Here is a 13,420-nt window from a genome sequence, read left to right as displayed (position 1 = left end):
TAACGGTTGCGGCGACGGGCGATTCGGGCAACGCGAATCGGCCGTCTGGGAGAGACCGTGAAGTGACCACCACCGCCACCGCGCGCCGGACCGCCGCCGCCGACGATGCGCCAGAGGAAGGGCGCGCCGCCAAGGCCGGCACGCAGACGCTCGATCGCGGGCTCGACCTGCTCGAACTCGCCGTGCAGGAACCGGCGTCGGTAATCCAGCTGGCCGAACGCAGCGGATTGTCGCGTGCCATCGCCTACCGGCTGGTCGGCTCGCTCGCCTCGCGCGGCTTCCTTGCGATGGGGCCCAACAATCAGGTTCGCGGCGGTCGCCAGCTGCTTCGATTGCGCCATCTGGTGCAGGACCAGACCGACCTCGTCGCTCTTGCGCGCCCCCAACTGGAATGGCTGGCGCAGGAAAGCGGGATGAGCGCCTTCATGGGCCGCCGCGAAGGCGACGAATCCGTCCATATGCTCCGCGTCCCCGGTCGCGAGCGCGTCGCCGTTACCACCCAGCCCGGCACCCGCCGCCGCCTTGGCGAAACCGGGCTCGGCAAGGCGCTGCTGCTGGACGATAGCGAAGGAGCGTGGCGTCGCCTGTTCGGTCAGGTCGACGAACCCCATCGACGCGGCGACTGGCTGGCGGAGATGCAGGGCGCAGCGAAACTCGGCGTCGTGCTGCAATGCGGCCCCGGCCCCGACCACATCCACTCGGTCGCCGCTCCCGTGCGCGACGCCGCCGGCACCATCGTCGCGGCGATCAACGTCGCCGCCGCCGCGCCCTATCTCGATGCGGCGAAGATGCAGGAACTCGTCCCCCTCCTCCGCACCGCCGCCACCGAGATCGGCACCGCACTCGGCCGCGAAGGCGCCACGGGTTGACCATAGCCCCCCGTGTTCCTGCGAACGCAGGAACCCAGAGCCAAGCAGCCGAGCGCTGGCGACCCTGGGCTCCTGCCTGCGCCGGAGCACGAACCGTTTACGCGACCACGCCATGAACCGCCTTTCCCCCGATGCGGACGATGCGCGATTCATCCGCCGCATCCTCTACATCCTCGTCATCGGTGCCGTCGCCGCCGCCCTGCTCAAGGCCGGCGACCTTCTCATCCTCGCCTTTGGCTCGATGCTCGGCGCGATCGCGATCCATGCGCTGGCCGACCTGTATCGCGATCACCTGCGCGTGCCGGAGAGGGCATCCCTCGGCTGCGGGATGGCGACCGCGTTCGGCATCGTCGCCTTCCTCGTCTGGCTGTTCGGCGTGCAGTTCCGCGAACAGGTCAACGTCCTCGTCACCCAACTGCCGGCGCTGCTCGACCAGCTCGCCGCCTGGGCGTCGCAGAGTCCGGTCGGCGCGAAGATCGTCGACGCGGTGCAACAGGCCTATGCCGGATCGAAGGTCGCGCAGGATGTCGGCGGCCTCGTCACCGGTGCCGGCGAATTGCTGCTCAACTGCATCCTGCTGCTCGTCGGCGCCGCCTTCTTCGCCGCCGATCCCGGCATCTACCAGCGCGGCTTCCTGTTCCTGATCCCGCCGACCAAGCGTCCCGCGATCGAGGATGCGCTGTTCGACGTCGGGTCGACGCTGAGGCTGTGGCTGCGATCGTCGCTCATCCTGATGACCAGCATGGGCGTCCTGATCGGCATCGGCCTGTGGATTTCGGGCGTGCCCTCCGCCGCCGCGCTCGGCCTGCTGGCTGGTCTGTCGGAGTTCATCCCGTACATCGGCCCGACCGCGGCGATGATCCCCGCGCTCGGCCTCGCCGCGACGCAGGGGACCGGCCCGCTCATCGGCACGCTCACCACCTATGCGCTCGTCCGCCTGATCCAGACCAACTTCATCACCCCCTACGTGCAGGCCCGCGTCGTCTCGATCCCGCCCGCGATCACCGTGTTCGCGATCATCGGCATCGGCGTGATCTTCGGCATCTTCGGCCTGTTCTTCTCCGCGGCGCTGCTGGTGGTGATCTTCACCCTCGTCCGCAGCCTGTACCTCCGCGAGGTGCTGGGCGAGGATATTCCCCGCAGCCGCCACCAGACGTTGCTCGGCCCCGATCTGACCCCGCAGGATCCCGACAGGTGATTCGCCGGTAAACAGGCATTGCGACTCGCGGGTTTACCTCGATTAAATCCAAATTAACCTTTTGCCTTCAGATGTTCTTTGGTTAATGAATCTGGGCCGGCCGAAGCAGGGGTGCTGACGGTCTCGCCAACAGGGGACGTCGCGATGCGGGTGTTGTTGATCGAGGACGAGCCGACCACGGCCAAGGCGATCGAGCTGATGCTCGGGACCGAAGGCTTCAATTGCTACACGACGGATCTGGGCGAAGAAGGCCTCGATCTAGGTAAGCTGTACGATTACGACATCATCCTGCTCGACCTCAACCTGCCGGACATGCACGGCTACGACGTGCTCAAGAAGCTGCGTGTCGCCCGCGTGTCGACGCCGGTGCTGATCCTGTCGGGCATCAACGAAATGGACAGCAAGGTCCGCAGCTTCGGCTTCGGCGCCGACGACTACGTCACCAAGCCGTTCCACCGCGAAGAGCTGATCGCCCGCATCCACGCCGTCGTCCGCCGGTCGAAGGGGCACAGCCAGTCGGTCATCCGCACCGGCAAGCTCGCGGTGAACCTCGACGCCAAGACGGTCGAGGTCGACGGCAGCCGCGTGCATCTGACCGGCAAGGAATATGCGATGCTGGAGCTGCTCTCGCTCCGCAAGGGCACGACGCTGACCAAGGAAATGTTCCTCAACCACCTCTACGGCGGCATGGACGAACCCGAACTCAAGATCATCGACGTCTTCATCTGCAAGCTGCGCAAGAAGCTCAGCCTCGCCTGCGAAGGCGACAATTACATCGAGACCGTCTGGGGCCGCGGCTACGTCCTGCGCGAACCCGAAGAGGTCACCGCGGTCGCCTGATCGCCACCCGTTTCCTCCCCGGTCATCGGGAGTGAAGGCCGCGGCATCGGGGGGTGCCGCGGCCTTTTGATTCGGGCGGCTAAACCCGCGCCGGCTCGAACACCGACCAGCCGGTCCGCTGCACCAGCCGCTCCAGCGCCAGCGTGCCCAATTGCGAATTGCCGCGCGCGTTCAGCCCCGGCGACCAGACCGCGATGCTCGCCCGCCCCGGCACCACCGCCAGAATGCCGCCGCCCACCCCGGACTTCCCCGGCAGGCCGACGCGAAACGCGAACTCGCCCGATCCGTCGTAATGGCCGCAGGTCAGCATCAGCGCATTGATCCGCCGCGCCCGCTGTGCTGACACGACCCGCCGCTGCGTCGTCGGCAGTATCCCGTCCGCCATCAGATAACGCCCGGCCAGCGCCAGTTGGCGACAGCTCATCGCCAGCGCGCATTGATGGAAATACACACCCAGCGTCCGCTCGACATCATGATCGATGTTGCCGAACGACCGCATGTAGCTCGCCAGCGCCATGTTGCGGTGGCCCGTCGCCAGTTCCGCCTCCGCCACCGCGCGATCGATCACGATATCCTCGTCGTCGGTCAGCATCCGCACGAAGCGCAGGATCTCGCCGATCGCCTCGCGCGGCTGGTGCCGGCCGAGCAGCACGTCGGCAACGACGATCGCGCCTGCATTGATGAACGGATTGCGCGGGATGCCATGCTCGAATTCGAGCTGGACGATCGAATTGAACGCGCTGCCGGAAGGCTCCCTGCCGACGCGGGCCCACAACTGGTCGCCGACATGGCCCAGCGCCAGGGTCAACGCGAACACCTTGCTGATCGACTGGATCGAGAACGCCTCGTCGGCATCCCCGGCCAGATGGCAGGTGCCGTCCGCCTCGATCACCGCCATGCCGAATTTCGCCGGATCGACCGCGGCCAACGGCGGGATGTAATCCGCCGGCTTGCCCCGATCGGGCGCCGCCGCCATCTCCGCGGCGATATCGGCGACGATCGTGGGAAGGTCTATTTCCGCTCCCACACCTTCTCGCCTCCGACCCACGTCTCCTGCACCCTGGTGGCGCGCAGATCGGTGGGGGATGCGAGCAGCGGGTCGCGATCGACGATGATGAAATCGGCGCGCAGTCCGGGCGCGAGCCGTCCGATGCGATCTTCGGCGAACCCCGCATAGGCCGCGCCGCCGGTGAACGCCCACCATGCCTGTTCGCGCGTCACCGCTTCCTCCGGACGCCAGCCGCCGAACGGCTGCCCGTCCGCATCCTGCCGCGTGAACGCCGCTGCCCAGCCGGCCCAGGGATCGGGCTTCTCCACCGGGAAATCGGATCCGAACGCCAGCTTGGCGCCGTTCTTTAGCATCGATGCCCAGGCATAGGCGCCGGTCAGCCGCTGCGCTCCCAATCGCGCCTCCGCCATCGTCCGGTCGCCGGTCTGGTGCGTCGGCTGCATCGATGCGATCGTGCCGTATTTGCCGAAGCGCGGCAGATCGACCGGATCGACGATCTGCGCATGTTCGATCCGCCAGCGCCGGTCGCCCTTATAGGTCTGCGCCATCTCGTCGATCGCATCCAGCGCCTCGGCATTGGCCCGGTCGCCGATCGCGTGAACCGCCACCTGATAACCGTCCATCGCCGCACGGCTCATCAGGTTGCGCATCACCGTATCGCTCATGAAACTGGCGCCCGACTGCCCCGCGGCGTCGGCGTATGGTGCCTTCAGCCATGCGCCCCGCGATCCCAGCGCGCCGTCGGCGTACAGCTTGACGCCGACCAGCTTCAGTTTGTCGCCATACAGCCACGGTGACGGCCCCGTGGCGCCGATCTGCACCGTCGTATCGACGCCCGCGCCATAGCTCATGATCCGCACGCGCAATCCGCCGAGGTCGCCGATCCGCCGATAGGTCAGCCAGTCGTCCATCGTCGTACCCATGTCGGCGGCGGCGGTGACGCCATAGCTCAACAGGATCGACTGCGCCTTCAGGAAGGCGGCGTTGCGATCCTTGCCCAGCGGCTGCGGCACCACCTTCGCGACCAGACCTTGCGCGGAATCGACGAAGACGCCGGACGGTTGACCCGCGGCGGTCTTTTCGATGCGGCCTCCGGGGGGCGAGACGCTCTTGGCGGTGATCCCCGCCGCCTTCAGCGCCGCGCTGTTGCCCCAGCTGGCATGGCCGTCGGCCCGCGACAGCCAGACCGGGCGATCGCCGACTGCGGCGTCCAGGTCGGCGGCGGTGGGAAACCGGCCCAGTCCCCATGCTTCCTGATTCCAGCCACCACCGATGATCCACGCCTTGTCGCCGTTGGCCCGCGCATGCGCGGCGATCTTCGCCTGCGCCTCCGCAAGGCTTTTGGTATCGGACAGATCGAGTTCCAGCGCGCGGAAGCCCAGGTCCATCACATGGCCATGTGCGTCGATCATCCCGGGCAGCAGCGTCTTGCCTTTGAAGTCGACCCGCCATTCCAGCTTTTCCGGCCGCTTGTCCTTGGCGGACAGCAGCTTGCCGACCTTGCCATCGGACGTCACCAGCAGCGCCTGGAACCGGACGACCTTGCCGTCCTTGTCCAGCGTGATGCCGTTGACGTTATCGACGATACCATCGGCCTGCGCCGCACCCGAAAAGATGGTGATCGCCAGTGCGACCGCGGTCGTCTTGAAAGCCAGTCTTGCCATGCTTGCCCGCATAAGCGGTGTTCCCCCGTCGCACCAGATGGTCTAGCGGCTCCGGATGGCTACGAAACTCGCCGCGGCGTCCGCCCTTCCCGTCACCATCGACGACGTCCGCGCCGCCCATATGCGAATTCGTGATTCGATCGTCCGTACGCCGACACTGATTAGCAAGACGCTGAGCGACATGACCGGTGCCAGCGTCTATCTCAAGTTCGAGAATCTCCAGTTCACCGCCGCCTACAAGGAACGCGGCGCACTCAACACGCTGTTGCAGCTCTCGCCGGAGGCCCGTGCCAAGGGCGTCATCGCCGCCTCTGCCGGCAATCACGCTCAGGGCCTCGCCTATCACGCCAACCGGCTCGGTATCCCGGCGACGATCGTCATGCCGCGTACCACGCCGACGGTGAAGGTGACGCAAACCGAAGGGCACAAGGCGAACGTGGTGCTGGAGGGCGAGACGTTCGACGCCGCCTACGCGCATGCCCGCGTGCTGGAGGCGGAATGCGGCTACACCTTCGTCCATCCGTTCGACGATCCCCGCGTGATCGCCGGACAGGGCACCGCCGCGGTCGAGATGCTGGAGGACGTTCCCGGTCTCGACACGCTGCTGATCCCCATCGGCGGCGGCGGGCTGATCTCGGGCACCGGCGTCGTCGCACGCGCCGCGGATCATCCGATCGAAATCGTCGGCGTGCAGGCCGAACTGTTCCCCTCGATGTATAACCGGATCAGGGGCACCAATCTCCCCTGCGCCGGCGATACGCTGGCGGAGGGTATCGCAGTGAAGGAGCCCGGCGGCATCACCAGCGGCATGGTCGCCGAACTGGTCGACGACATCGTGCTGGTCGGCGAACGCAATCTGGAAGAAGCCGTCAGCCTGTTGCTCCAGATCGAGAAGACGGTGGTCGAGGGCGCGGGTGCCGCGGGCCTCGCCGCGCTGATGGCCTATCCCGAACGCTTCAAGGGCCGCACCGTCGGCATCATCCTGTGCGGCGGCAACATCGATACGCGCCTGCTTGCCAACGTGCTGCTCCGCGATCTCGCCCGCTCCGGCCGGCTCGCACGCCTGCGCGTGCGGCTGAAGGACCAGCCGGGCGCGCTGTTCAACGTCGCCCGCATCTTCGATGCACAGCGCGTCAACATCATCGAAATCTATCACCAGCGCATCTTCACGTCGTTGCCGGCCAAGGGCCTCATCACCGACATCGAATGCGAAACCCGCGATCGCGCCCATCTCGACCGTCTGATCGCCGCCCTGCGCGACGGCGGCTACGAAACGAGCATGGTCGAACAGGCGTAACCCGTCCGCGACCGAACGGGCATAGCTCAGCCGATGACGCGGCTGTTGGGCATTGCCTCCAGTCGCCGCGTCAGCCACCGGCGCGTCCGGCTGTGTTCGATGCCGAACAGGTCGCCGGCCGGCATCAGCGCGTCGATCAGATCGTCCAGCACCTCGGTGCCCGTCCGCTTGCCCTTCGTCCGGAACACGACCACGATCTGGGTGCCCGACGACAGATCGCGGATACCGGCACGAAGCCAGCGCACCCCGGCGACGTCGCGCGCCAGATCGGCGAGCTCCGCACGTCTGGCCTCGTCCAGCGGCCTGAGCGTCGCCGCTTCGTCGATCGCCGACGATTCGGCACGCGCCGCTTCCTCCTGCGCGATCGCGGCGTCGAGCGCGGGTGCGAACTCGGCGACCAGATCGGGCTGATCGGTGTCGTGGGCATGGCGTACGATCCGCTCGATCGCGGCGATACGCAATTCGGGCACGGAATCGGCAGCGGCCAGAAGCGCGACGATGCCCGCATCGTCTCCCGTATCCAGCAACGCATCGCCGTACCGGAACCGCGATCCGTGCGAATCCGGGTAAAGCGCGAGCACCGCTGCGAAGGCCTCCGCACCGGGCTGCGCGCCGTCCAGCACTTCGATGAGTTGCGCCAGCCGGTGATGCGCGTCGACGTCCAGCACCTCGACCGCGGCCCACCGTTCCAGTGCGTCGCGCTCCGCGATGATATCCTGTCGGGTCTGATAATCCTCGGCCCAGATCGCATCGGCCTGATCATGCCAGATTGCATCGAACCGTTCCGTCACATCCACCAGTGCCGCGCCCAGCAATCCTTCCGCGCCTACGCCATCGGCCGCCGGCAGACGTGCCGTCATGTCGAGCGCGTCGAGCCGCTGCAACAACGACGGATGGGTATCGTCCAGCCCCGGGCCTTGCCCCAGCGCCCAGGCCAGCGTTGCCATCGCCGCGTCGTCGGGCTCTTCCGGCAGGATCGCGCCCAACGTACGATATGGCGACGCCGGCGGATCGGGCCGCTGCGTGGATTGCGACCAGATCATCGACCAGCCGTCACGCCAGCGTCGGGTCTGGTATTCGGTCCGCAGCAGCGCATCCGCCATCGTCCGCGCGCCCGACACCGATGCCGCCATCGCATCCGCCTCATATTCCTGCTGCCGCGCCAGCACGAAGCTGTAGGCGGAGAACCAGGGGCCATACCATGCGAAGAAACGTCGCATGGCGCCGGCGACGATTCCCCTCGGCAGCCGGTCGGCGACCTGCCCCCAGCGCGTCCGGATGCGATAGACATATGCGGCGGATCGTCCGTGACGTGCCGCGGAATGCCCCATCTCGTGGGCGATCACCGCGCCGATCTCGCCTTCGGTCATCGCCTGTAGCAACGGCAGGCCCAGGAACAGGATATTGTGCGATCGCAGGAACAGCAGGCTCGGCCGCTGCGCGATCGCGGCATTCATGGCATCGGTGATCCGGACGTCGTGGATACGCGGTCCCCGCGTGGCGGTGCGCACGTCGTGGATCAGGGCATATAGCGCCGGCGCCTCCGCTTCGCTCACCGCGATTCCGTCTGGCTCAGGCCATTCGATCCGCAGCGCGAGCATCAGGCTCAGCGCGACACCGCCGATCGGGATCAGCAATTTGATGCCGCCGATCGCCGCGCCCGGATGGGCGATCAACACGACGATCGTGCCGACGACGATGCCCAGGAACAGCACCAGCGTCGTCCCCAGAACGCCATAGCCGAGCATGCCCGCGGCGACGACCCGCCGGCGATATCCCGATGCATCGGCGGCGGCCAGCGCTTCCAGTCGTCCGACCATGGGCGCGAAACGTGCTTCCAGTGCCTGGATTTCGCCTCAGCCATGCTGCGGGCGATCGTCGACGCGAATAGCCTTCATGTCCGTACCGCCCCCGCCTCACGCCGTGCGGCGCGGACCCGATCGTGCCGGGTCGCGGGCGATCCGTCCAGTCGATGTCCGGACGCGAAAACGGGGGCCGCACATCGGTGCAGCCCCCGCCTTCACGATCGATCGACAGATTAGTTGCTGTCGGAATCGTCGTCCTGGACGATCGCGACGACGCCGATCGCCACGACGCCTGCGGCGATCAGCGCCGCGATGAGGCCGCCACCGGCGAGGTCGTTCTTCTTGGCCGACGGCGCGCTGGCACGAACCGACTTCGCCACCGACAGCGATGCCGCCGGGTTGGCAGGTGCGGCAAACGCCGGTGCGGCTGCGATCGGGGCGACGGTCATCGCCAGAGCGGCGAGCGAGCCCGCGAATTTCTTGGACATGGAGGTACTCCGAAATGATGGAACCCCTGCAACGGTTGGCTCCCCGCGTGGTTCCCGCAGTGCAGCATCGTCCCGAAATCGGGCGTTCCCGTCCGCACGAAACACTCTCCGCCACGGATTAACGCTCTTTGCCGGTAAAACCACTTCTCACACCCCAACACCTAATCCATATGATATCGACACCGCATTGCGGATTGTGCTTTCTGGAGGACTGCCGGCGGTGACTGCGCCTTTTCGTTTCCCGCGCTTTTTCGTCACCACGCCCGCGCCTTGCCCGTATTTGCCGGGTCGTCAGGAACGCAAGGTGTTCACCGAATTGAGCGGGCCGCATGCGGCTGAGCTGAACGATGCCCTAGGCCGGATCGGCTTTCGCCGCTCGCAGGGGGTAGCATATCGACCCTCCTGCGCAGGATGTACCGCCTGCGTTTCGGTACGGGTGGTTACCGACGATTTCGTGCCGAACGCGACCCAGCGCAAACTGCTGCGCCGGAACGACGATATCGTCGTCTCGGCTTGCCGGCCATGGGCCACGGACGAACAGTTCCAGCTGCTACGCCGCTACCTTGCGGCTCGCCACCCCGGTGGTGGCATGGCGGGCATGGACGAAGACGATTATGCCGACATGGTCGAACATTCGCCCGTAAACTCGCTCATCATCGAATACCGGACACGTTCGACCAACGGACGGCGCGGCAAGCTGGTGGGCGCGTGCCTGACCGATCGTCAAGCGGACGGATTGTCGATGATCTACAGCTTCTTCGCTGCGGATGACGATGGTCCATCGGGCAGTCGCCCCGGTCTCGGCAATTACATCATCATGGATCACATCACCCGCGCGCGCGACGCCGGCCTGCCGTATGTCTATCTCGGCTATTGGGTGAAGGGGTCCGCGCGGATGGCGTACAAGACGCGTTATCGCCCGCTGGAAGTGTTGGGGCCGAACGGCTGGCGCTTGCTTGCCGAGAATGCCATGCCCGATGGCGCGGTCCGCGAGGTCGCGCTGGTTCCGGCATAAACCGGACTCCCCGGGTTAGATCGGGTCGCTTTCCTCGCCGATCGTCGCGCCGTCGACAACCGTGTTCTGTGGCGCCTCGCTGCCCAGATGGACACGAACGCCCGCTGCGATCAGCAGACGCGGACCCCGCACGATCGCAGTCGATGCCGCTGCGGCAGGCGCATCCACGCCAGCGACACGGGTCATCCTCCCGCGGTGCACTGTGACGCCACCATCGTCGCTGCTGTTCCGGTAGACTGCGGTAACCTGCGCCGCGGGATCGACGCCACCCGCCAGCCGCGCCACGCCCGGTTCGACGCCCGCGTAGGACGCACGGAAGCTCAGTGCATTCTCCATCGCTCCGCGCCAGCGGTAGAAGATATGCGCACCGACCGATCCGATCCGGGACAGGCTCGATGCCCACCACGGCAAGATCGCGCTGGTATGGTAGAAGGTCGCCGCCCCAATCGGCGCATAGACGCTGCCCGCCAACGCCGCCTCGGCGACCAGACGGGCGCGCTCCCACGAGGACGGATCGCGGCGATGGGCCATCGACCCGTCGCACGTAAACGAAAACTGGCACCCTGTACGCCGGTTCGATCCCTGATAGACCACGCCGCAGACGCTGTGTGGAAAGGCCCGGTCCCGCACGCGATTGAGTACCACCTGCGCAACGGCGCGCTGGCCGTCGACCGCTTCCGATCGCGCCTCGTAATAGACCGCCGCGGTCAGGCATTCGGTCGCCCGCGTCGCGTCGTCCTGACTTTGCATCTGTGCGAGGAAGGGTGGTGCGGCATCGGTCAGTGCCGGTGCGGCGTCATCACCGATCGATGCGCGCAACTTCGCCGGCAGCCCTTCCAGTCCCGGCATGTCCCCCGGCACGTCGAGTGCCAGATCACGCAGCAACTGCCGCGGACTGGATGGCGGCACAGCCTGCCCGATCCGCGAACCATTGCTCTTCGGCGGAACGCACGACGACGCCATCAGCAGCGTTGCCGCAAGAAGCCCCTGCCCCAGATACGAGATACGAAACCGCCCCACGCTGCGGCAAATAGCGGGGACGGCTTATTATCTGGTTAACCCGCTGGTCGGGTTGGTCGTATACCGGATTATACCATCACGCGAGCGTGCGTACGTTGGGCTCGCGGTCCCAATAGCGCTTTTTCGCTGCCTCGACGAAACCGGCAAGATCGGTGATGCCCTCATCCACCTCGACCCCAGCCTTGTCGAGCAGCGGTTTGGCCGCGGCATTATGGCCTATCGCCTTCAGATGCCCGAACGCATCCATCACCCACTGAACCGCTGCACCCTCCTTCATCAGCTTGGCGCAAGCGGCGTCGGACAGGACCACCGCGCAGGCGTCGACGGTGACAGAAGGCTGACCGAACAGCTGCGCATCCGCCGCGACCAACGATCCGTCCGATAACGGCACCTTGCCGACCTTGGGCGCGATCGTCAGGGGCGTGCCACCGGCGGCCTTCACTGCATCCTTCAACGTCTGCAATTCGCCTGCATCGCTGCCGTCCGCGAACAGGATGCCGACCGTGCGCCCCTCCAGCGTATGCTTCTCCAGCGGCCCGCGGATGATCCGCAGTGCAGGCGACGGATCCATGTCAAGCACCGGCGCGGCGGTCGGCGATGCATCGGGCAGGTCCATCGCCAGACCGTCCGCGACACGCTGCGCCAAGCTCTCGTCGACGTTGCGCAGGTTCGCCATCACCGCGACGCGGATATGCTCCAGCGACACCTTCGACAGCTCGAACACCAAAGCCGACGCGATATGCGCCTGCTCCGCCGGGTCCATCGATCGGAAGAACAGCCGCGCCTGGCTATAATGATCCGCGAAGCTCTCCGGCCGGATGCGCAGCTTCTGCCCCTGCTCCTCCGACGGGAACGTCTTGTAGCCACCCTCCGGATCCTCGCGCGCGCCGGCTTCCTCGCCGGCCTTGGCGAGGCTGTTCGGCTCGTAATTCGCCCGCCCCTTGGGCACCGCCATCTGCATATGGCCGTCGCGCTGCTGGTTCAGGAACGGACACCCCGCCGCCGCCGTACGCCCCTTCGCGGAATTGATCGGCAACTGGTGGAAATTGACAGACCCCAGCCGCGACAATTGCGTGTCGGTGTAGCTGAACAGCCGGCCCTGTAACAACGGATCGTTGGAAAAGCCGATGCCCGGCACGACATGGCTCGGCACGAACGCCGCCTGCTCAGTCTCCGCGAAGAAATTATCCGGGTAGCGGTCGAGCACCATCCGGCCGACGACCTTCACCGGCAGCACTTCCTCCGGGATGATCTTGGTCGCGTCGAGCACGTCATAGGGCTGGCTGTTGGCGAATTCCTCGTCGAACAACTGGACGCCCAGCTCCCACGTCGGGAAATCGCCGCGATCGATGCTCTCGAACAGGTTGCGGCGCTGGAAATCGGGGTCGGCCCCCGCGATCTTCACCGTCTCGTCCCAGATCGTCGAGGCGAGCCCCGCCTTCGGCTTCCAGTGGAACTTGACGAAGGTACTCTTCCCCTCCTTGTTGATGAAGCGGAAGGTGTGGACGCCGAACCCCTCCATGTTGGCAAAGGTGCGCGGCAGCGTGCGGTCCGACATCGCCCACATCACCATGTGCGTCGATTCCGGCATCAGGCTGATGAAGTCCCAGAACGTGTCGTGCGCGGTCGCCGCCTGAGGATAGCCGCGATCCGCCTCCATCTTGGCGGCGTGGATCAGGTCCGGGAACTTGATCGCGTCCTGAATGAAGAACACCGGGATGTTGTTGCCAACGAGGTCCCAATTGCCCTGCCGCGTGTAGAACTTCACCGCGAAACCGCGCACGTCGCGCGGCGTATCGACCGACCCCGCGCCGCCGGCGACGGTCGAGAAGCGGGTGAACACCTCGGTCCGCTGGCCCTTTTTCTGGAACAGGTCGGCGACGGTAATGTCCGCGAGGCTCTCGGTACATTCGAAATAGCCGTGCGCCGCAGAACCGCGGGCGTGGACGATCCGCTCGGGTATACGCTCATGATCGAAGTGGTTCATCTTCTCGCGGAAGACTTCATCCTCGATCAGTACCGGTCCGCGTGCGCCGGCCTTCAACTGGTTCTGATTATCACTGATCGGCGTACCATGATTGGTGGTCAGGACGGGATGCTCGGCGTCGGTTACCTGGTGCGTTTCGCCGCCGTGGCCTGGATTACGAGCAAGAACATCGGTCATGAAGAAGGCACTCGCGGTGTGAGGAATTCTCCGCACAACGAAGCTAACCTG

11 protein-coding genes are annotated in these 13,420 nt (G+C 66.1%); 5 read left to right on the top strand and 6 right to left on the bottom strand.

Annotated features, from left to right (window positions below; translation table 11 throughout):
- Positions 1-62: 62 nt before the first annotated feature.
- The 3 genes from NF699_17700 (at position 63) to NF699_17690 (ending at position 2,907) form a co-directional block, all read left to right on the top strand.
- Positions 63-869: a helix-turn-helix domain-containing protein gene (locus NF699_17700; GenBank protein USU04840.1), complete on the top strand. Its 807-nt coding sequence runs from the start codon at positions 63-65 to the stop codon at positions 867-869.
- Between the two features lie 112 nt (positions 870-981).
- On the top strand, positions 982-2,067 hold the full coding sequence (locus tag NF699_17695) for an AI-2E family transporter (GenBank protein ID USU04839.1): 1,086 nt from the start codon (positions 982-984) through the stop codon (positions 2,065-2,067).
- A gap of 144 nt (positions 2,068-2,211) precedes the next feature.
- Positions 2,212-2,907, top strand: a complete 696-nt coding sequence (locus NF699_17690) for a response regulator transcription factor (GenBank protein ID USU04838.1) — start codon at positions 2,212-2,214, stop codon at positions 2,905-2,907.
- Between the two features lie 79 nt (positions 2,908-2,986).
- On the opposite strand, the gene NF699_17685 is transcribed toward NF699_17690, so the two are convergent.
- Both NF699_17685 and NF699_17680 read right to left on the bottom strand, forming a co-directional pair.
- The gene (locus NF699_17685; GenBank protein USU07145.1) at positions 2,987-3,883 is read right to left on the bottom strand and encodes a glutaminase; all 897 of its coding nucleotides are present in this window, start codon (positions 3,881-3,883) and stop codon (positions 2,987-2,989) included.
- Positions 3,884-3,918: 35 nt separating this feature from the next.
- Complete coding sequence (locus NF699_17680) at positions 3,919-5,580, bottom strand: amidohydrolase family protein (protein USU04837.1); 1,662 nt, start codon at positions 5,578-5,580, stop codon at positions 3,919-3,921.
- Between the two features lie 55 nt (positions 5,581-5,635).
- On the opposite strand from NF699_17680, the gene NF699_17675 reads away from it, so the two are divergent.
- Positions 5,636-6,877 (top strand): threonine ammonia-lyase, encoded by a 1,242-nt coding sequence (locus NF699_17675; protein USU04836.1) that lies wholly within the window; start codon positions 5,636-5,638, stop codon positions 6,875-6,877.
- Between the two features lie 26 nt (positions 6,878-6,903).
- Here NF699_17675 and NF699_17670 read toward each other — a convergent pair whose 3' ends face one another.
- On the bottom strand, positions 6,904-8,697 hold the full coding sequence (locus NF699_17670; protein ID USU04835.1) for a M48 family metalloprotease: 1,794 nt from the start codon (positions 8,695-8,697) through the stop codon (positions 6,904-6,906).
- Between the two features lie 218 nt (positions 8,698-8,915).
- A complete protein-coding gene (locus tag NF699_17665; protein USU04834.1) occupies positions 8,916-9,170 on the bottom strand; it encodes a hypothetical protein in 255 nt (84 codons plus the stop codon).
- A gap of 220 nt (positions 9,171-9,390) precedes the next feature.
- On the opposite strand from NF699_17665, the gene NF699_17660 reads away from it, so the two are divergent.
- Positions 9,391-10,185, top strand: a complete 795-nt coding sequence (locus NF699_17660) for an arginyltransferase (protein USU04833.1) — start codon at positions 9,391-9,393, stop codon at positions 10,183-10,185.
- 15 nt (positions 10,186-10,200) lie between these two features.
- On the opposite strand, the gene NF699_17655 is transcribed toward NF699_17660, so the two are convergent.
- Together NF699_17655 and NF699_17650 are read right to left on the bottom strand one after the other, a co-directional pair.
- Positions 10,201-11,205, bottom strand: coding sequence for a cell wall hydrolase (locus tag NF699_17655; protein USU04832.1), 1,005 nt, complete (start codon positions 11,203-11,205; stop codon positions 10,201-10,203).
- A 76-nt stretch (positions 11,206-11,281) separates the two neighbouring features.
- Positions 11,282-13,369: a catalase gene (locus NF699_17650; GenBank protein USU04831.1), complete on the bottom strand. Its 2,088-nt coding sequence runs from the start codon at positions 13,367-13,369 to the stop codon at positions 11,282-11,284.
- Between the last annotated feature and the right edge of the window lie 51 nt (positions 13,370-13,420).

This window comes from Sphingomonadaceae bacterium OTU29LAMAA1 (assembly GCA_024072375.1).
Classification (GTDB): Bacteria; Pseudomonadota; Alphaproteobacteria; order Sphingomonadales; family Sphingomonadaceae; genus Sphingomonas.
Note: the sequence above shows the minus strand (reverse complement) of the source record. Positions and strands in the feature narration are given on the sequence as shown.